This is a genomic window from Pseudundibacterium arcticum, from assembly GCF_042646465.1.
GTDB classification, from domain to species: Bacteria; Pseudomonadota; Gammaproteobacteria; order Burkholderiales; family Burkholderiaceae_D; genus Undibacterium_A; species Undibacterium_A arcticum.
This window is the reverse complement of the sequence record NZ_JBHRTP010000031.1, coordinates 16,586-35,730: the sequence shown is the minus strand read 5'-3', so window position 1 is coordinate 35,730 and position 19,145 is coordinate 16,586. Positions and strand designations below refer to the sequence as shown.

Annotated in this window: 19 protein-coding genes; 10 read left to right on the top strand and 9 right to left on the bottom strand. The window is 60.1% G+C overall.

What is annotated here, in order from left to right; translation table 11 throughout:
• Positions 1 to 7: 7 nt before the first annotated feature.
• From ACFOFO_RS10545 to ACFOFO_RS10525, 5 genes are all read right to left on the bottom strand, one after another.
• Positions 8 to 1,408: a TolC family protein gene (locus tag ACFOFO_RS10545; RefSeq protein ID WP_390331515.1), complete on the bottom strand. Its 1,401-nt coding sequence runs from the start codon at positions 1,406 to 1,408 to the stop codon at positions 8 to 10.
• A gap of 2 nt (positions 1,409 to 1,410) precedes the next feature.
• Positions 1,411 to 1,812, bottom strand: a complete 402-nt coding sequence (locus ACFOFO_RS10540) for a hypothetical protein (RefSeq protein WP_390327688.1) — start codon at positions 1,810 to 1,812, stop codon at positions 1,411 to 1,413.
• Positions 1,813 to 1,924: 112 nt separating this feature from the next.
• The gene (locus ACFOFO_RS10535) at positions 1,925 to 2,341 is read right to left on the bottom strand and encodes a hypothetical protein (RefSeq protein ID WP_390331514.1); all 417 of its coding nucleotides are present in this window, start codon (positions 2,339 to 2,341) and stop codon (positions 1,925 to 1,927) included.
• Between the two features lie 57 nt (positions 2,342 to 2,398).
• On the bottom strand, positions 2,399 to 3,340 hold the full coding sequence (locus ACFOFO_RS10530; RefSeq protein WP_390327684.1) for a LysR substrate-binding domain-containing protein: 942 nt from the start codon (positions 3,338 to 3,340) through the stop codon (positions 2,399 to 2,401).
• 152 nt (positions 3,341 to 3,492) lie between these two features.
• Positions 3,493 to 3,939 carry an Lrp/AsnC family transcriptional regulator gene (locus tag ACFOFO_RS10525; RefSeq protein ID WP_390327682.1) on the bottom strand — a complete coding sequence of 149 codons (447 nt, stop codon included), beginning with the start codon at positions 3,937 to 3,939 and terminating at the stop codon, positions 3,493 to 3,495.
• 131 nt (positions 3,940 to 4,070) lie between these two features.
• Here ACFOFO_RS10525 and yedA point away from each other — a divergent pair, with 131 nt between their 5' ends.
• A complete protein-coding gene (yedA, locus tag ACFOFO_RS10520) occupies positions 4,071 to 4,985 on the top strand; it encodes a drug/metabolite exporter YedA (protein ID WP_390327680.1) in 915 nt (304 codons plus the stop codon).
• A 453-nt stretch (positions 4,986 to 5,438) separates the two neighbouring features.
• Here yedA and ACFOFO_RS10515 read toward each other — a convergent pair whose 3' ends face one another.
• The 3 genes from ACFOFO_RS10515 to ACFOFO_RS10505 form a co-directional block, all read right to left on the bottom strand.
• Positions 5,439 to 6,488 carry a GGDEF domain-containing protein gene (locus ACFOFO_RS10515; protein WP_390331513.1) on the bottom strand — a complete coding sequence of 350 codons (1,050 nt, stop codon included), beginning with the start codon at positions 6,486 to 6,488 and terminating at the stop codon, positions 5,439 to 5,441.
• Between the two features lie 372 nt (positions 6,489 to 6,860).
• Positions 6,861 to 9,053: a putative bifunctional diguanylate cyclase/phosphodiesterase gene (locus ACFOFO_RS10510; RefSeq protein WP_390327676.1), complete on the bottom strand. Its 2,193-nt coding sequence runs from the start codon at positions 9,051 to 9,053 to the stop codon at positions 6,861 to 6,863.
• Positions 9,050 to 9,595, bottom strand: coding sequence for a heme NO-binding domain-containing protein (locus tag ACFOFO_RS10505; protein WP_390327675.1), 546 nt, complete (start codon positions 9,593 to 9,595; stop codon positions 9,050 to 9,052). Before ACFOFO_RS10505 ends, ACFOFO_RS10510 begins: the two co-directional genes overlap by 4 nt.
• Positions 9,596 to 9,877: 282 nt before the next feature.
• On the opposite strand from ACFOFO_RS10505, the gene ACFOFO_RS10500 reads away from it, so the two are divergent.
• The 3 genes from ACFOFO_RS10500 to ACFOFO_RS10490 all read left to right on the top strand — a co-directional run bounded on the left by ACFOFO_RS10500 (position 9,878) and on the right by ACFOFO_RS10490 (position 11,258).
• Positions 9,878 to 10,288 carry a DUF4332 domain-containing protein gene (locus ACFOFO_RS10500; protein WP_390331512.1) on the top strand — a complete coding sequence of 137 codons (411 nt, stop codon included), beginning with the start codon at positions 9,878 to 9,880 and terminating at the stop codon, positions 10,286 to 10,288.
• Positions 10,289 to 10,485: 197 nt separating this feature from the next.
• Positions 10,486 to 10,749, top strand: a complete 264-nt coding sequence (locus ACFOFO_RS10495) for a hypothetical protein (protein WP_390331511.1) — start codon at positions 10,486 to 10,488, stop codon at positions 10,747 to 10,749.
• A 329-nt stretch (positions 10,750 to 11,078) separates the two neighbouring features.
• The gene (locus ACFOFO_RS10490) at positions 11,079 to 11,258 is read left to right on the top strand and encodes a GTP-binding protein (protein WP_390327672.1); all 180 of its coding nucleotides are present in this window, start codon (positions 11,079 to 11,081) and stop codon (positions 11,256 to 11,258) included.
• A 330-nt stretch (positions 11,259 to 11,588) separates the two neighbouring features.
• Here the strand turns inward: ACFOFO_RS10490 and ACFOFO_RS10485 are convergent, their stop codons facing one another.
• Positions 11,589 to 11,783 carry a hypothetical protein gene (locus ACFOFO_RS10485; RefSeq protein WP_390331510.1) on the bottom strand — a complete coding sequence of 65 codons (195 nt, stop codon included), beginning with the start codon at positions 11,781 to 11,783 and terminating at the stop codon, positions 11,589 to 11,591.
• Between ACFOFO_RS10485 and ACFOFO_RS10480 the strand changes: the two genes are divergently transcribed.
• From ACFOFO_RS10480 to ACFOFO_RS10455, 6 genes are all read left to right on the top strand, one after another.
• Positions 11,782 to 13,125, top strand: a complete 1,344-nt coding sequence (locus tag ACFOFO_RS10480; protein WP_390331509.1) for a TolC family protein — start codon at positions 11,782 to 11,784, stop codon at positions 13,123 to 13,125. The genes ACFOFO_RS10485 and ACFOFO_RS10480 overlap by 2 nt on opposite strands.
• The gene (locus tag ACFOFO_RS10475; RefSeq protein WP_390327668.1) at positions 13,122 to 14,747 is read left to right on the top strand and encodes an efflux RND transporter periplasmic adaptor subunit; all 1,626 of its coding nucleotides are present in this window, start codon (positions 13,122 to 13,124) and stop codon (positions 14,745 to 14,747) included. Before ACFOFO_RS10480 ends, ACFOFO_RS10475 begins: the two co-directional genes overlap by 4 nt.
• Positions 14,744 to 17,899: an efflux RND transporter permease subunit gene (locus ACFOFO_RS10470; RefSeq protein ID WP_390331508.1), complete on the top strand. Its 3,156-nt coding sequence runs from the start codon at positions 14,744 to 14,746 to the stop codon at positions 17,897 to 17,899. The genes ACFOFO_RS10475 and ACFOFO_RS10470 overlap by 4 nt, the downstream gene beginning before the upstream one ends.
• A gap of 5 nt (positions 17,900 to 17,904) precedes the next feature.
• Complete coding sequence (locus ACFOFO_RS10465) at positions 17,905 to 18,279, top strand: hypothetical protein (protein ID WP_390331507.1); 375 nt, start codon at positions 17,905 to 17,907, stop codon at positions 18,277 to 18,279.
• Between the two features lie 69 nt (positions 18,280 to 18,348).
• Positions 18,349 to 18,612: a hypothetical protein gene (locus ACFOFO_RS10460; RefSeq protein WP_390327667.1), complete on the top strand. Its 264-nt coding sequence runs from the start codon at positions 18,349 to 18,351 to the stop codon at positions 18,610 to 18,612.
• A 127-nt stretch (positions 18,613 to 18,739) separates the two neighbouring features.
• The gene (locus ACFOFO_RS10455; protein WP_390331506.1) at positions 18,740 to 19,114 is read left to right on the top strand and encodes a copper-binding protein; all 375 of its coding nucleotides are present in this window, start codon (positions 18,740 to 18,742) and stop codon (positions 19,112 to 19,114) included.
• The last annotated feature ends 31 nt before the right edge of the window (positions 19,115 to 19,145 follow it).

Below are 19,145 nucleotides of genomic sequence, written 5' to 3'. Positions count from 1 at the left end.
CCTTCCGTTATCGTGGTGACATGGCGTCGGACGCCATGGAATTGTTGCGCATGTCGGTGGTGCCGCCGCCATTGATCGCAAATTGCAGCGCTGTATCGGCCACCCAGTAATCGCGTTGGGCCTCAATCGCAGCATTCACACTATTCGCTTGCTCGCGCGCATCAGCGAGCAGTTCAAACACCCCGGTCAGCATGCCGTTGTAGCGCAAGCCGATTTCGTCGGAAATCTTCTTGCGCAGCGGGACAATTTCATCGCGATAGTGCCTTGATATGTCATACGCGGTTCTGTAGGCGGAATACGCTTCTCTCACTTCCGAACGGGCGCGAATGGCAGTGTCGGCGGTGCGGTTGACTGCCGCCATGTACAGCGATTCCGCCTTCCTGGTGCGAGCGCCGCCCCAATCGAACAGGGGGATCTCAAGACTGACTTCATATCCATTTTCGCGCGGCGTGTTGGTTTGACTCTTGTTGATATAACCCGCGTCCAGCACATTGATGAAGCGGGTGGCCTGCGTCAAACCCAAGGCAGTGGCAGTCGCTTCAGTATTGCGCTTGGCCATTTGCACATCCAACCTCTGCTGCATCGCCTGCGCTTCGATGTCGGTTATTTCTTTGGCCGACTTGGGCAAATCAGGCAATCGATCCGGCAGTTTGAACGCGGTTCCTGGCCCCCAGAGTCCCAACAAACGGGTCAACTGTTCACGGGTTGCCGTCGCATTGTGCAAGGAGCGCGCCAATTGCGCCGTCGCGTCGGCAGAAAACATCTGTTGTCGTTCGTAATCGAGATTGCTGAAGTTGCCGATCCGCGCCATGCGTTGCGCGAGTTCAGAACCGGCTTCTGCCGAGATATTGACCTGCTCCATGAATGCCACAGTCTGCTGTGCGGCGACCGCATTGAAATAGGCGCGCCTGGTGTCGGCCGCCAAGCGGACTGCTTCCGTCGCTGTTTGCAATTTGGCTTGCTCAAAGCGGCGACGTTCGATTTTGCTTTTGACGGGCAACGTCAGTAACCCTACAAAATCGAACATGATGCTGCGGTTGATTTCATAGTTATCGCCAGTGTGCACCCGCGAAAACGAAAAGCCCGGATTGCGCAACCAACCGGCTTGCACCAGATCCGCTTCAGCCACATCCAGTTCAGCGAACATCGCTTGCAAACCCTGGTTGTTTAGCAAGGCGATCCGAACCGCGCTATCGGGCGTTAAGGGTTGCGCCAGGATTTCTTTGATGCGCGCCTCGGTTGCGCCGGCGTTGTCGTCGCGCACACGACCGACTGGCTGGCCGACACGTTCCTGTGTTATCGCTGACACGTCGTCGAAGCCGCCATCCTTTGAAAATGTCGCGCAACCACCCACGAACAAGACCAGCACGCCGATTGCAATCGGCTTTACGCTAAATGTTCCGGACATGGTCATTTTTCCTTCTTCATATTTTGCATGTCGTGGCCTGGCGGCATGGTGTCCACGCCAGACTTGCGCTGATGTCCGTCGGACCCTTTTGTCTGTTGCGTCGATTTGTCCGGCATCGGCATACTCGCCGGTGCATCGGGCGTCGCTTGATCGGCCGCGTCCTTGATTTGACCGGCGTGGCCACCAATGCGCCCCATCTCATCGTTAGCATCGCGCCATACTTTTGCCGGCGATTCACTGCTTTCGCGTAAGGTTTTATGGCCAACAAACGCGGATTCGTATGGCACGACGGGGACGATGGCCGCAGGGTCTGTCGGATCGAGGGGCTGATGATTTTCGGCGGCGACAACTGTTGTCGATAGGGTCGCCAAGACGACCAATGCCATCGAGCTTGCTAAACGCATGATTTCCTCGTAGTTAATTAACTCGACGCACGAAATGGCACGCGCGAGTATTCACATGACATAGGTTGAAGCGGCAAACCTATGCCGACGCCAACCTATTCATTGCAACGAATTAAACGAGGATAAGACGGGGAGGGCGTTCGAGCCGGTCGGGACTGGTGCCGCTGAACAGCAACGCGGCCGAGGCGAGCTGCAGGGTCAGGCTGTGGAAGACGGGAGATACATTCAAAGTGGGGGGCAGCAACGCGGCACCGACGCAACAGACCGAGCAATGGCTGCATTTCGCGTCGGATTGATGATCTGGCGCGGAAGAGTGATCGTGGCTGGCCTGTCCGTCATCATGCGCCGCAGCAATATCCTGTTGCTGGTGGTGATGATCAGGGCTTGCATCCGGTAGCGCACCCATGGCGGTGGCTGCCGTGTGACCGTGTGTCTCCGCGCAAGGCATCATGGTGGCGGCCGCAACCCCTTGCAGCGGCAGGGCCAGCAGCAAGCACCATAGCATCAGGGTTCGGAGCACGCGCGTCATGGCGGCAGTCTATCACAGCCTTAAATGTGCCAAATCCCTTGTGCCAAATCCCTTGTGTCAAATCCCTTGCGTCAAATCCCGTGCACCGAGCCAGCGCCCGCTGCCGCACAAGTCCTGCGTGACTTCCAGTACCAGCCGCTCGACCGCCGCCGCCGCCGTGGTCAGCGGGATCGATTTCGATGCGCACAACGCCACCTCGCGCGTGATGCCGGGTTCGGTGATGGCTTGCGCACGCATGCTGCCGTGTTCGATCTCGGCCAGCACCGGCGCCGCCGGCAAGATGGTGGCGCCGAGATCGGCCAGGATCGCCGATTTCAGGATGGCGATCGAATTGATTTCGATGACCTGGCCGATCGCCAGTCCGCTCGCCTGCACCCGCTTCTCGATGCGCGGCCGCACGCCATGCGGCAGGCTCGGCAGGATCAAAGGCACGCGCAGCGCGTCGGCCAGCGTGATCGACGCTGCCTTCGAGGCGAAGCGCGAATCGCTGCGCGTAATGAACATCAATTGCTCTTCCACCAGCGGGGTGGTGGTGAACGGCGTCAGCTGGTCATCGTCGAACAGCACCGCCAGATTGATGCGGCCAGACTTCAGCTGTTCGATCAGGTTGCCGGACAATTCCTCCGACAGTTGCAGGTTGATATCGGGATACTGTGCGCGTACCGCGGTCAGCAAGGGCAGCGCCAGCGCGCCGGACACGCTTTGCGGGATGCCGAGCGCAACCGCGCCGCCGGGCCGGGCGCTGGACTGGATCACCGCCGAGCGCGCATCGCCGAGCTGCTTCAGGATCGCCTGCGCATGTTCGTAAAAAATCTTGCCGGCGTCATTGGTCAGCACCCCTTGTGCCGAACGGTGCAGCAGTTGGGCGCCGAGCTCGTCTTCCAGCTGCCGCAGCTGCTGCGTCAGCGCCGGCTGCGCGACGTGCAGCACGCGCGCCGCGCGCGACAACGAGCCGTGATCGACGATGGCGACAAAATAGCGTAGTTGGCGCAGTTCCATTAGGGCATCTCTATAAATCTACGGCGCAACCCAATATCGGGCCTGCGATGCTCGTCGTACGGTCGTACGACTTGCAGTATCTGGCAAGTTCGTCGCCCCGGTCCTGTGCCGCTCGCGACGATTTTTAGGGATGTCCATGGCGAGATGATACGTCAGGCCGCCGGCTTGATCGCCTTGCGCTCGACGCTGGACGACAGGATCAGCGAGGTCGAAGTCACGCCGCAGCGCGTCAGCGCGAGGATCACGGTTTCCAGCGCGGCCACCGACGGCGCCACTACCTTGACGATGCTGCAGTCGTCGCCGGTGATCGAGTGGCATTCGACGATCTCCGGCACCTGCGCCGCGACCACCTCAACCGGCGTGTCGTGACCGCGCTTCGATACCCGGATGAAGGCGGTGATACCGTAGCCCAGCGCGGCCGGATTCACGCGCGCATGGTAGCCGGCGATCACGCCGGCGCTCTCCATCCGCTTCACGCGCTCGGCCACCGCCGGCTGACTCATATGGATCCGGCGGCCGATTTCGGCCAGCGTGCTGCGCGCGTCATCTTGCAGGATTTCCAGGATCCTGGCGTCCATCGCGTCCAGTTCAAGTTTCATCGTCAATCCTCGTTATTTCAATTAAACACAATGATAATTCGTGATTTTTCTTTGTATTATCCATTCAAAGCACAGTTTGTGGCGCATACACTGTTTACTTCCCTGTGTCCTTGCCTGCCGAAAGAACCATCATGCGCTCCCTGCCTAAATTCGTCCTCGCTGCCCTATTGACGGTGTATGTGGTGTGGGGTTCGACTTACTTTGCGATCCGTTACGCGCTGGTGTCGTTCCCGCCATTCCTGCAGATGGGCACGCGCTTTCTGGCGGCGGGGCTATTGTTGTATGGCTTTCTGAAATTGCGCGGCGCACCGAATCCGACGCTGCGTCAATGGCGCGACGGCGCGCTGGTCGGCATCTTGCTACTGGGCGGCGGCACCGGCGTGGTGGCGTTCGCCGAACAAACCGTCAGTTCCAGCCTGACCGCGGTATTCATCGCGGTGTCGCCGCTGCTGTTCGCGCTGTGGTCGGGTTTCCTGTTCGGCAGCTGGCCCAGCGGGCGCGAATGGCTCGGCATCGGCGTCGGCTTTGGCGGCGTGCTGTTGCTGGCCAGCGGCGCCGGTCTGGCCGGCCAGCCGGTCGGGCTGATCGCTTTGTTCGTCGCGGTCTGCTGCTGGTCGCTGGGCTCGATCCTGTCACAAAAGAAGATGCAGCTGGCGCCCGGTCCGATGGGTTTTGCCAGCGAGATGCTGGCCGGCGGCGCGTTCTTGCTGATCGTGTCGCTGCTGCGCGGCGAGGCGGTACAGCTGCCGCTGGACGGCAAGGCGATCGCGGCCTGGATTTATCTGGTCACGATCGGCTCGCTGGTCGGCTTCTCGGCCTATATGTATGTGTTGTCGAAAGTGCCACCGGCGCTGGCGTCCAGTTATGCGTTCGTCAATCCGCTGATCGCGGTGGCGCTGGGCGTCGGACTCGGCGGCGAGGAGATCACCGCCCGCGAAGGCGTGGCGATGGCGGTGATCGTGGTCAGCGTGGTGTTGCTGACCATGGCCAAGGCGGCGCCGAAAGCCGCGAAACCGGTGTCTGCAGTGGGTGGCGAGCTGGCGTGAGCCGGGCCTGCGGCCGCGAAAAATACCCCGCCCGCTTCGGTGGCTGCCAAAGGTTCAGGACCTGAGCCGTGGCCGAGCGCTCGGGAAATGCCGGCCCATGCTCGGCATTTTTTATATACTGGCTAGGTACAATGTCATATCCACTTTAATTTAATCGCAATCATTAGCATACTCCCAATAAATATCAGTGTTGCCAGAGCAAGTGGTCGATACTGATCGATTTGGGCGGTCGCAGCTGTGCCCGCCAGCATGGCCCGGATCAACAAGGCGATCGACCGCGTCAGGAATCGCGGCGAGACCGAGGAGTCGACGCCGATCGGCGACGCCATTAGGGCGCCATCGACCCGATCAAATCCGTAACGCGCTGACCCGCTACTCTGCTTCGAGAGGGGGCTAACTGCGGGCCGGCGCCAGCCTATGCGTATCGCGCAACACCGGCTGGTGGCGGGCGGCTTAAAAGAATTCGACCCTGTCGTTGGCCACGACGGTCTGCACATCGCCGCGTGCCAGCAGCTCGTCGTAGTGACAGGTCTGGTTTCTGCCGTGGGTTTTGGCGTAATACAGCGCCTGGTCGGCATGGCCGAGAATCATGACCGGTGACTGCTGGGACTTGATATTAGTGTAGCCGACGCTGACCGTGATCTGGCCGATCTGCGGAAAGTAGTGTGTTTCGACATTGCTGCGGAAGCGCTCGACCGCTGTGTGCGCCTGTGCCGGTGTCGCAGAGCACAGCAGGATCACGAATTCCTCGCCGCCGAAGCGGAAGATACGGTCCTGCGAGCGGAATGAGGTCTGCAGCAGATTGGCGATCAGGATCAGCACTTCGTCGCCGTACAGATGGCCGAACTGGTCGTTGACGCGCTTGAAATGGTCGATGTCGACCACCGCCAGCCATTGTTCCTTGTCGCCTTCGTAATGGCGCCGTTCCGGTTGCGGCGCCGTTGGTGTGCCGGGCACCACGGTGGCCGACTGCATGGTGGCAAAATTGCCGTCGAAGGTCTTGCGGTTCAACAGCCCGGTGAGTGAATCGCGCTCGCTGTAATCGAGCAGGTTCTGGAAGTTGCGATAGACGCCGAGGATGCCGTCGATCATATTCAGCGCCTGCTGGCTGTACGGCTGGTGATTGACAATTTCGACACAGCAGCGCGGCGTATCGCTCGACCACACCGGCAGCCACAGGATGTGCTCGCCATTCGAGCCGGTCTGGTGGGCACGGTTGTTGCGCTGCTGCACGCAGGCAGCCAGCTCCGGAAAATCGCGCAGCGGCTGTTCCTGCGATTCCGGCTGAGCCGGCGGATGCCAGTCTGCTGCGCCTTGGTCGTCCTGCGTCCACGCTGCGGGCCGCATGAACAGCTCGCCGCGATGGGAAGCGATGCTCCACACCCACACCTGACTGGCGCCGGCCAGTTGCTGGATCGCCGCGATCACCGAACGATCCAGCAGCATATGGTCGCGATGGCAGGTGATGTCCAGCATGTGTTTCAAAATTGCTTCCATCGTCATGCCTTCTGCGGGTTCTGATTGAAACGTCAAGTGATCGGATTCAGAGTGGTGACGCCAGGTCGGCCATCAGTTATGCGCGCGTCCGGCATCAGCATTGCTCGCAATGTCAGCGCGACGGCGGACGCTGGCGACAGGTCGAGATAGGGTAAACGCGATGTACGATTGGCAACTAATGCGCTAATCCACCATATTATCCGAAATTGCGCTGCCGGTGCATAAAGCGCCGGGGCGCCACCAGGGTAATCGCATGAAGCACCGCGAAAACAGGGGGTTTATGCCGGGAAGACCGCATAAGCTTGCCTCTCGTTCATAGCAAGCCTCGCTCGGAACAGGCGCTCACACCGAACTTTTATACAGTATAGATCTGGCGATTCAAGTCGTTTCGACAAGCTGGCGGAGCGTTGCCAGCAATACAAACTCGTCCTGCGGCATCGGCCGATGAAAGTAGAAACCCTGATATTCGCCAATGCCGAGCCGGCTCAGCACGGCGAGCTGGCTCGCGGTCTCGACGCCTTCGGCCACCGTCCCCATGCCGAGCGCCGCACACAAGTCGACGATGCCGGCCAGCAGTTGCATAGAGCGCTGGTCGAGATCGATATTGCGCAGGAACGCGCGATCGATCTTGATTACGTCGAAGGGCAGGTCGCGCAGATAGCTGAGCGAAGAGTAACCGGTGCCGAAGTCGTCCAGCGCGAGCGTGAAGCCATGCGCTTTCAGCTTGTGCAACAGCTCGAAGATGGCTTTCTTGTTATCCAGGAACGTCGATTCCGTCAATTCCAGTTGAATGCGGCCGGGATGGATCTGCGCCGCGCGGCACGCGGACAGCAGTACCGTTTCCAGTTCCGGGTCGTGCGCCTGCAGCGGCGACAGGTTGACCGCCACCGTGGTTGCCAGGCCGCCGTCCTTCAGGCGCCGCGCTAGTTGCGCGGCTTCGCGGATCGCCTGATGTCCGATGGCAAGGATCACGCCGATTTCCTCCGCCAGCGGAATGAATGCGGCAGGCGATACCGGACCGAATTCCTGCGTGGTCCAGCGCACCAGCAATTCACAGCCGACGATGCGGCCGTCGGCGCGCACCTTGGGTTGCGCGACAAAGCTCAGCAGCTTGCGGTCTACCGCTTGCCGCAGCAAGCTGGTCAGCGTGATGCGGCGTAACGCATCGTTATCCAGTTCCGGGCGATAGTGTTCGCTGCGGTCGCGGCCGGCGTTCTTGGCCGCATACATGGCCGAATCGGCGCGGCGCAGCAGGGTGCCGGCGTCAGCGCCGTCTCTTGGCGCCAGCGCGATGCCGATGCTGGCGCTGACACTCACTTGATGGCCGCCGACGTCGAGCGGCATGCGCATCTCGTCCAGCAGTCGCGCGGCAAACTCGTCAATGCGATCAATCGAGGACGCCTGCGTCAGCACCGCGACAAATTCGTCGCCGCCCCAGCGCGTCAACTGGTCGCCCGGCGCCAGCAGCGCCAGCGCGCGGCCGGCGGCGACTTTGAGCAGCTCATCGCCCGCTTGGTGGCCGAGCGAGTCGTTGATAGACTTGAAACCGTCCAGGTCGATGAACAGGATCGCGGCCGGCTTATCTTTGCTGATGCCTGTGAGCAGCTCATCCAGTGTTTCCTGCAATGCGTTGCGATTGGGAAGCTGGGTCAGCGCATCCTGCTTTGCCATTTGCTCTAGCGCCTGCGCTGCCTCCTTGCGTTCGGTGATGTCGCGCAGGGTGGCGATCAGATATGGCGCGCTGCCATCGGAGGCGGCGAAACGGCTGATGCCGATCTCGATCGGAATTGCCTTGCCAGTCGCCGCCTGCAGCATGCCCTCGGCGCGGAAATGCCCGGACTGCTGCAAGCGCTGCAGCATGCTGGCCGGCAAGTCGAGGAAGCGCGTGAAGGATTCGCCCATCAACTGCTGCGCGCGCGTGCCGCTCAATTCACTGAAGGCGCCGTTGGCTTCGATGATTTGCCACTGTTCGGTCAGCACCAGCATCGCATCGCGCGAACTGGCAAATGCCGACGCCATCAGGCGCAGCGACTCTTCCGCCGCGCGGTGCTGGGTGACGTCCTTCACCGTACCGACCGTGCGCTGCGCCCAGCCCTGCGCATCGCGCAGCACCGCCTGCCCCCGGATGCGAAACCAGTGCCAGTTTTGCGCCGACAGGAAGCGCACCGACATGTCGATGGCGTCGGTGTTGCCCATCAGGTGCATGCGCCAGATCAGGGTCGCTTGCTCGGTGTCTTCCGGCTTGATGCGGGCGATGCAGGTATCGAAGCTAAGCGTCGTCGTTTTCGGCTCGCCGTCGGCGGTGCTGAAGGTGCGGATAGTGATGCCGTTGTTCTCGGCATTCCATTCCCAGATCGACTCGCCGCTTGCCCACAACGCGAGTTCGAGCTGGCGCTGCGCTTCCGACGTCTGTTGCAGCGCGTCGTACAGTTCCAGGCTCTTGCTGTTGAGGAGCGCCTCGGCGGATTTACGGGCCGCTCGTTCGCGAGCGATGCGGCGCTCCAGCAGTGCCGCGTCAGCGCCGGCCGGCGGTGCCTGTTCTTGCACCTGCTGCGCCGGCAACGCAGTCATGTATTTTTGTCGATGTGGAACACGGTCGCAGGGCGGCCTTCCACCGTTCCTGCTGTATGGCTGATCTTGACTTGTTCGCCGAAATGCTCCGCCGCGCCCAGCATGAGGCCGACCGCCAGCGCCTCCATCGAGCGCGGCGATTCATACGCCAAGCGCATCACGCGCTCTTCGATTTCCAGGACGGTGAAGCGCGGCAGTTGCGCCTGCGGATACAGCTTGCGCACCTCGCGGTGGATCTCCGCATCTATGCTGGCAACAAAACTGAACAGGCTGGTGTGGCTGGCAAACATCTGCGGATAAATTTCGCTAAAGCGCTTGAGCAAATGCTGGCCGAAGGCGGTGACCAGATCGGGCACCGGGATGCCGGTCTGCTTTGACAGTCCTACCACCAGCGCGATGATTTCCTCATGCGCGTAGTAGCCCACCGCCGTATAGGCGCCGCCGTGCGGCAGCTTGGCCGATTCGATCACGCTGTCGGCGATCGCCGGCGAGAAGCGATCCTCGACCATTTCCATAAACTCGGTAAAAACCATGCCTAACATCGGAGTTCCTTATGCTGCGCAAGTCGCAACGGATACGCAAAATGCTTGCGAATATATCATGTTGAATGGGGGCTGCGGCGGCGGCAATACGAAAGACGAATTTTGCCGCGAGGAAATAGAATGCGCTGTGATCGACAGACAGAGAACCTGATGCAAGCAATATGGCGCCACATTTTTTACGTGCAATCCCGCATTGATTTTCAGTCCGAGCTGTTTCATTATCCAAATTGTTCCTGCGAATGGTCGAACCTGCAATTTCAACCACCAACTAGGAGGTCGGCGATGGCGAACTACAAAATTGAAGACGTCGAAGGTATCGGCCAGGTCGTCGGTGACAAACTGCGCGCCGCCGGCGTGAAGGATACCGATACATTGCTGGCGCACAGCCTGACGCCGCAACAGCGCATGGAGCTGGCTGAAAAGTGCGGTGTCACCGAAACGAAGGTGTTGAAATTTGCCAACATGGTCGACCTGTACCGCATCAGCGGCGTCGGTTCCGAGTTTTCCGAACTGCTGGAAGCGGCCGGTGTCGACACAGTGCCGGAACTGGCGCGTCGCAATGCCGCCAATCTGACCGCCGCAATGGCTTCGGTCAACACCGCAAAGAAACTGACGCGTCGGGTGCCATCCGAAGCCGAAGTCACCAAATGGATCGAGCAGGCCAAAACCCTGCCGCGCAAGCTGGAATACTGATCCGTTGATCGCAACACCCGCACCGGGCTGCTTGGGTGGCGATTCCGGGTCGCAGGCGCATCGGATCGCGGGCGCATCGGATCGTCTTTTTTCGATTCGATGAACCCGGCACGGCACGGTACGGTAAGCCCCACAGCGCAAACAACATCCTTCATAGAATGCGTGCTACGCGACCCTGCCTCCCATTGCTGCGCTGGATGCTGCTGTGCCTGTTCACGCTGCAAATGCTCGGCATGGCCTGGCATCGGCACGACCTGACCGAGGCGTCATCCGATTGCGTCAGCTGCTGTCTGGCCGCACAACTGCCGTCCGGCGGTCCGGCCTCGCCAGTAGTCGCACTGGTCGCGCTGACCGTGGTGTTGAGTCGTATTGCGCCGCAGTCGATCAAATCCTTCGTCGCCGTTGACGGCTACCTGAGCCCTCCCGCGCAGGCGCCGCAGCGCGTCCGTGCTCCGTCTTAATCCATCCTTCATCATTGATTTGACGGCGGTCTGTCTGCTCGAGCGGCAATGAGCGCAATTGCGTCGCCGGCCGCACGATGATTGGTCATTGAATTTGGCAATGCGGCTGCGCTGCCTGCGTCCGCGACCACTGATCGCACCAACCATGCGCCCCGCGAGTCCTGCTGCGCGCTGGTTCCTGCGTCCGCGACCACTGATCGCACCAACCATGCGCCCCGCGAGTCCTGCTGCGCGCTGGTCAAACGTCAAGTCTCACGCAGAATTTGCCTGAGCATGGCACCCGGCCGGTGCCATTTTGCCGCAGCGTCTGCTGCACCGAAAGACTGTTCATGCCACAACAAATTCCCGTCACCATCGTCACCGGCCTGCCCGGCAGTGGCAAGGCTGAGTTATTGCACCGGATCCTGAGCGAAGCCCACGGCCGGCGCATCGCCCTGGTCCGAGCCTGCGTGGTTCATCGCATCAGTGCGGTCGACCAGCCAGGGCGGACCAAGGTATCGCCTGCTTGATTGACACCATGCTGAAGCATACGTATTATCGGTCGTGACTATGAAACTGTCCCGCTCATCGCGTTTTGTTGCCGCGTTAATTACCTTGATCAGCCTGCTATTCATGCAGCTGGCGGTGGCTTCTTACGTGTGTCCGGCATTCGGCATGGACCAGCCTGGCCAGATGCTGTCTGCATCGGCCGACATGCCGGATCAGGATATGCCGGGCTGTCAGGACATGGATCAAGTCCAGCCGAGCCTGTGTCACGCGCATGGGCAAATCGGCAATCAATCGCTGGACAAGCCCGAGCTGCCACATGTCCAGCCATTTATCACGGCTGGGCTCGCAGTTCAATTGAGCCCTGTAGCCATCATTGCTCGCGCCATTGGCACGCCGCCGGCTGCGGCACTTCTCACCAGAACCACTGCGCCGCCTTTGGCGATACGTAACTGCTGTTTCCGCATTTGACCTTCCAGATCGTGTAGTTCGTCATCGTTGCGCGTCATGCGCAGGCGATGTTGTTCCATGCCATCTGGAGGTTTCATGTCTTCCCTGTTTTCAGCGCATGGGCTAGCGCTTAAAAAAATCCGTCGACTACCGCGAAGCATCGCATTCTCTACAGTGCTTGGCGCGCTTGCGCTCATGCATGCGGTGCACGCGGCCGATGTTCCGTTGACCTTGGCCCGCGCACAACGGCTGGCCATCGAACGTTCGCGCCAATTGGCGGCGCAAGATTATGCTGCCACCGCTTCCCGCGAGTTAGCGGTCGCGGCTGCTCAATTGCCTGATCCGGTGCTCAAGGTCGGGATCGACAACCTGCCAGTCAATGGCCAGGACCGCTTCAGCGCTACCAACGATTTCATGACCATGCGCCGGATTGGCGTGACCCAGGAAATCACCCGCGCCGACAAACGCCAATTGCGTGCCGCGCGCTTCCAACGCGAAGCAGACAAGGCCGTCGTTGAAAAAACCGCGACTGTGGCTGCAATCGAGCGCGATGCCGCGCTGGCCTGGTTTGAGCGCTATTACGCCGAAGCGATGGCGGCAGTCATTGCCGAGCAGGGGGCGCAAGCCAGACTGGAAATCCAGGCGGCCGAGGGCGCATATCGTGCCGGCCGCGGCAATCAGGCCGACGTCTTTGCGGCACGCAGCGCACTGGCTGGGTTTGATGATCGCGCCAGTGACATCGAGCGTCGCATTCGCAATGGCAAGACCATGTTGGCGCGCTGGATCGGCGCAGCGGCGGACCTGCCGTTGGCCGCCAAGCCTGCCACCGACGCGATCCGTTTGGAGCCCGCCTCGCTCGACAGCCAGCTGCTCCACCATCCGGACATTGCGGTGCTCGTTAAGCGGGAAGAAATCGCCGAAACCGAAGCGCAACTGGCGCGCGCCAATAAAAAGTCCGACTGGAGCATGGAGCTTGCGTTCCAACAGCGTGGCCCAGCCTTTTCGAACATGGTGTCTCTTGGCGTGTCGATTCCGCTGCAATGGGATCAAAAAAACCGCCAGGACCGTGAGTTGTCGTCCAAATTGGCGCTGGTGGAACAGGCAAAGGCGGAGCGCGACGAAATGCTGCGCAGTCATGTTGCCGAGACTCGCGCCATGATCGACGAATGGCAAAGCGATCGCGAACGGCATGCCCGCTACGAGCGTGAATTACTCCCGCTGGCCAATGACCGGACCCAAGCGGTAATCGCGGCCTACCGTGGCGCCAAGGCCAGCCTCGCCGATGTGCTTGCGGCGCGCCGCAACGAAATCGACGTGCGGATCCAGGCGCTGCAACTGGCGACCGATACCGATCGTCTGTGGGCCAAAATCAATTTTCTGTTTCCCACCGACGAAGCTGATGCGCACGCGGCGATGTTGAAACACAAGGATACGAAATGAAGCACAAGAAAATTATCGTCGCCATCGCGGCGGTGGTGCTGGCTATGGCAAGTGCGTACGGTCTGTATTCGGCCGGCGTGAACCATGGCAGCAAGATGGCGTCCGCGGTGCCGAACGCCGCTGCATCGTCACCACCAAGTGCGCAGAACGCCGTCAACGGCAAGAAGGTGCTGTATTGGCACGATCCGATGGTGCCGGGTCAAAGATTCGACAAGCCGGGCAAATCGCCGTTCATGGATATGCAGCTGGTGCCGGTGTATGCGGACGATGCGGCCGGCAATGCAGCTGATGACGGCATGGTCAATATCAATCCCCGGGTGCAGCAAAATCTCGGTATCCGTACCGCCGAAGTCGCCAAGGGTAATTTGACCTCGGCAGTCGAAGCGGTCGGAAGCGTCGCCTACAACGAGCGCGATGTGGCGCTGGTGCAGGCGCGCAGCAATGGCTTCGTGGAACGACTGTTGGTGCGGGCGCCGCTCGACCCGGTACGCAAGGGGCAAGCGCTGGCCGAACTGTATGTGCCCGATTGGGTAGCGGCCCAGGAAGAGTACCTGTCGGTCAGGCGCATGCAGGGCAATGGCGTGAGTGGATTGCTGGACGGCGCCCGCCAACGCATGCGCCTGGCCGGTATGACCGATGACCAGCTGCGGCTGGTGGAAACCACCGGCAAGGTGCAGCCTCGCCTGACGATTTTCGCCCCGATCGGCGGCGTGGTGTCGGAACTGTCTGCGCGCGAAGGCATGACCGTGATGGCTGGCGCGCCCTTGTTCCGGATCAATGGCCTTCGCACGATATGGGTTAATGCCGACGTCCCGGAAAACCTGGCCGCGCAGCTGCGCCCGGGCATTGCAGTGGAAGCGCGCACGCCTTCGTTACCCGGAACCAGCTTCAAAGGCCGGGTCAGTGCGATCCTGCCCGAAGTCAATCCTGCCACGCGCACGCTGAAGGCGCGGGTTGAACTGGCCAATCCGTCCGGCCAACTGGTGCCGGGCATGTTTGCCACGATCAGTTTCACGTCCATCGCCCGCAAGGACGTGCTGCTGGTGCCGACCGAGGCGGTGATCCAGACCGGAACCAGGAGCGTCGTGATGCTGGCGCAGGGCGATGGCAAGTTCATCCCGATCGAGGTCGAGATCGGAACCGAGACCAACGGCCAGAGCGAAATCCGCAAGGGCCTGGCAGCCGGGCAGAAGGTGGTCGTATCGGGGCAGTTCCTGATCGATTCCGAAGCGAGTCTGAAAGGAACCGCAACGCGCATGAGCGACATGCCAGCACAGCATGGACAGAATAGACCGAACGGCGACGAGGCGGCCGGGCCGACGCATCACGGGCAAGGCAAGGTCGAAAGTATCGACAAGGACCAGATCACGATCTCGCATGGTCCGATTCCGACCCTGCAGTGGGGACCGATGACGATGGCTTTCAAGTTGCCGGCGAGCGGCCCGCCCAAGGACATTGCGGTAGGCGACAGTGTCGTGTTCGAGATTCAGGCGGCCAAGGATGGCGCGTTCACGATCACTACAATTGCGCCGACTGCGGCGGTACCGATGTCGGACCGGAAAGATAAAGCAATGGATCGCGCGATGAAGACGCCTGCCGAACCGTCCGGAGCGGGCAAATGATCGCCAGACTGATCCGCTGGTCGATCGCGAATCGTTTTCTGGTGTTGTTGGCGACACTCATGGTCACCGCCTGGGGCATCTGGTCCTTGGCGCGCACCCCGCTCGATGCGATTCCCGACCTGTCGGATGTACAGGTCATCATCCGCACCAGTTATCCCGGCCAGGCACCGCAGATCGTCGAGAACCAGGTCACCTATCCATTGACGACCACGATGCTGTCGGTACCCGGCGCCAAGACGGTGCGCGGATATTCGTTCTTCGGCGATTCCTTCGTCTATATCCTGTTTGAGGATGGCACCGACCCGTATTGGGCGCGTTCGCGCGTGCTCGAATATCTAAACCAAGTGCAATCGCGCCTGCCACCGCAGGCCAAGACCGCACTCGGGCCGGACGCCACCGGCGTCGGCTGGGTCTACGAATATGCGCTGGTGGATCGCAGCGGCAAGATCGACCTGTCGCAGCTGCGCGCGTTGCAGGACTGGTTCCTCAAATACGAGCTGAAGGCGGTAGCGAACGTATCCGAAGTGGCGAGTATCGGCGGCATGGTGCGCCAATACCAGATCGTGCTCGACCCGGACAAGATGCGCGCCTACAACATCGCGCATGGCAAAGTGATCGAAGCGGTGCAGAAGGCCAATCAGGAAACCGGCGGTTCGGTGCTGGAACTGGGTGAGGCCGAATACATGGTGCGCGCATCGGGTTATCTGACATCGCTGGACGACTTCCGCAAGATTCCCTTGATGACGACCGACGCCGGGGTGTCGGTACGGTTGAGCGACGTGGCGCGCATCCAGGTCGGGCCGGAAATGCGGCGTGGTATTGCCGAACTGAATGGCGAAGGCGAAGTCGCCGGCGGCGTGATCATCATGCGCTCCGGCAAGAACGCGCTGGAAACCATCAAGGCGGTGAAGACCAAACTTGAAACGTTGAAAGCGACCCTGCCAGCCGGTGTCGAGATCATTCCGACTTACGACCGTTCCAGCCTGATCAAACGCGCGGTGACCAATCTGCAAGAAAAGCTGGTCGAGGAATTCATTGTCGTTGCCGTGGTCTGCGCGATCTTCCTGTTTCATTTGCGCTCGGCATTGGTCGCCATCGTCACGCTGCCGATTGGCATCCTGATAGCGTTCATCGTCATGTATTACCAGGGCGTCAATGCCAATATCATGTCGCTTGGCGGCATTGCCATTGCCGTCGGCGCGATGGTCGATGCCGCCGTGGTGATGATCGAGAATGCCCACAAGCATATTGAAGCGTGGAACCACGCCCATCCCGGTGAAAAATTGAAAAGCAATGACCACTGGAGCGTGATCGGCGACGCCGCAGCCGAGGTGGGGCCGGCGCTGTTTTTCTCGCTGTTGATCATCGTGCTCTCCTTCATTCCGGTGTTCACGCTGGAAGCGCAGGAGGGACGCCTGTTTTCCCCATTGGCCTTTACCAAGACCTATGCGATGGCGGCGGCCGCTGGCTTGGCCGTGACCCTGATCCCGGTATTGATGGGCTATCTGATTCGTGGCCGCATTCCCGATGAGGACAGGAACCCGCTCAATCGCTTTCTGATTGCAGCGTACCGTCCGTTGCTCGATGGCGTGCTGCGGTTCCCCAAAACGACCTTACTGGTGGCAGCGCTGGTGGCCATCGTGACGATCTGGCCCATGTCACAGCTCGGCGGCGAATTCATGCCGCCGCTCGATGAAGGCGACGTGCTGTATATGCCGTCGGCGCTGCCTGGCTTGTCGGCGGGCAAGGTGTCCGAATTATTGCAGCAGACCGATCGGCTGATCAAAACCGTGCCGGAAGTGCAAAGCGTGTTCGGCAAGGCGGGTCGCGCCGAGAGCGCAACCGATCCCGCACCGCTCGAAATGTTCGAGACCATGATCCAGTTCAAACCGCACAATCAGTGGCGAGACGGCATGACGCCGGACAAGCTGGTGCAGGAACTGGACCGCATCGTCAAGGTGCCCGGACTGTCTAACATCTGGGTGCCGCCGATTCGCAATCGGATCGACATGCTGGCCACCGGCATCAAAAGTCCGGTCGGGGTCAAGGTCGCAGGCGTCAGTTTGCAGGAAATTGACCGCATTACCGGCGAAATAGAACGCGCCGTCAAGCACGTACCGGGCGTGTCGTCGGCGCTGGCCGAACGTTTGAACGGTGGGCGGTATATCGATGTGAATATCGACCGCGATGCGGCCGCCCGCTATGGCTTGAATATTGCGGACGTGCAAAGCATTGTGTCGGCGGCGATTGGCGGCGACAACATTGGCGAAACCGTCGAGGGCTTGCAGCGCTTCCCCATCAATGTGCGTTATCCGCGCGAAGTGCGCGACTCGGTCGAGAAACTGCGCCAGCTATCGGTGCTGACTGAACGCGGCGCCCAAATCCGACTTGGGGATATCGCGGCGATTCGCATCAACGATGGCCCGCCGATGCTGAAAAGCGAGAATGCGCGCCTGTCGGGCTGGGTCTATGTCGATATTCGTGATCGCGATCTAAGCTCCACCGTGCACGACATGCAGCAGGTCGTGGCCAAGGAAGTCAAATTGCCAGCTGGTTACTCTATCGCGTGGTCGGGACAGTTCGAGTATCTGGAGCGCGCCACCGCCAAACTCAAAATCGTGGTGCCAGCAACCTTGCTCATTATCTTCGTCCTGCTGTATCTGACGTTCAAGCGCTTTGATGAAGCGGCATTGATCATGGGGACGCTGCCGTTTGCGCTGGCCGGTGGTATCTGGCTGTTGTGGTTGCTCGATTATCAGCTGTCGGTCGCTGGCGGCGTCGGCTTCATTGCATTGGCGGGCGTATCGGCCGAGTTCGGCGTGATCATGTTGCTCTATTTGAAACATGCCTGGGACGAACGTCTGGCCAACGGTAATGGTAGTGAAGCCGATCTGCTCGATGCGATTCGTGAAGGTGCGGTGTTACGGGTGCGCCCCAAGGCGATGACGGTGGCAGTCATCATCGCCGGTTTGGTGCCAATCATGCTGGGCACCGGCACCGGGTCGGAAGTCATGCAGCGCATCGCCGCACCGATGGTAGGCGGGATGATCACGGCGCCACTACTGTCGATGTTTGTGGTCCCTGTGGTCTATCTGCTGTTGCGTCGGCGTCAGATTCGCGCCACCAGTATGGCGTCGCAAGTGGAGGCATAGTCCTTATGAAACTGTTTGGTGCACACCGTTCGGGCAAGCACATCACGCATTGCGTGAGGCGCACGGTTGTGCTGATCTGTTTGGTCTGGGCCGGCCATGCGCAGGCGTTGCCGTTGCAGCTGCAGCTGCAGATCGACGTGCGTGCAGCTGCGGCGATCAAGCAGCAGATGGCAATGGCAGATTGCCTGCCATGCGCCTCCTGCTATATGGCACCACCTTCTGCTGCGCGCATGGCCGGAAGCGGTGACCATCCTGATGTTGCGGCTGCCTCTTGGATAATGCGGCTTGATCTACCAACCGATTCTCATGCATTTGTGCCGGAGGGTTCAGTACGGCCAGCGCTTGCGCTGCGAGTTTTGTACTGTCGCTGGTTGAATTAGCGCGGCGACGATGTGAATGCGCGAAAGCCTTCCTACTCACAGCACAGCCAATTTACAGAGGAATTCATCATGAAAAAGTTACTTCTTACTCTGCTCTGCGTCAGTACCGTTGCCACCGCATTTTCGGCCTTCGCTGGTCCCGACTGGCAGGTGATTGAACAAGGGCGCAAGGCCAAGCACGCTCAACTGGCACAGGCGGCAGCCAGTAAAGATCATCAAGCCGGAATGGACCGCAAAATGGACAACAAAATGGACCATCAAATGGATCCGAAAATGCATGAAAAAATGGATCAAATGATGAAGGATTGTCAGGAAATGATGAAGCAGTCTTAACCCGTTTTTGAAGCCTAATGCGATCTCTCAGGACGGCCATGCCCCCAGGAGAGGTCGCTACAGCCCAGGCAGCTATCGATAATGTTTTGTGGTACCAACCCCACCTTAGCCAATGAAGGAAATTGCAATGAAATTTACCGCAACCGTATCCCTGATCCTCGCTTTGTCCGCCTCCGGTCTCGCCATGGCGCAGTCTGGTGGCACGAAGAATATGGATATGAAAGACATGAACAGGAAGACCATGCAGATGGACAAAATGACTTCCGATTCCACCGCTACCGCCACAACCCATAAGGCGACAGGTATCGTGAAGGCGGTTGATCCTTCAAAGGGCACGGTGACGCTGGCACATGGGCCTGTCAAAAGCTTGAATTGGCCGGCAATGACGATGAGCTTCGTTGTGAAGGACAAGACGTTCTTCGACAAATTCGCCGTCGACAAGAAAGTGACCATCGATTTCATCAAACAGGACGCTGATTACGTCGTTAGCGCGGTGAAGTAACGGGGAGGACAAATGATTGATCGCCGAGAAT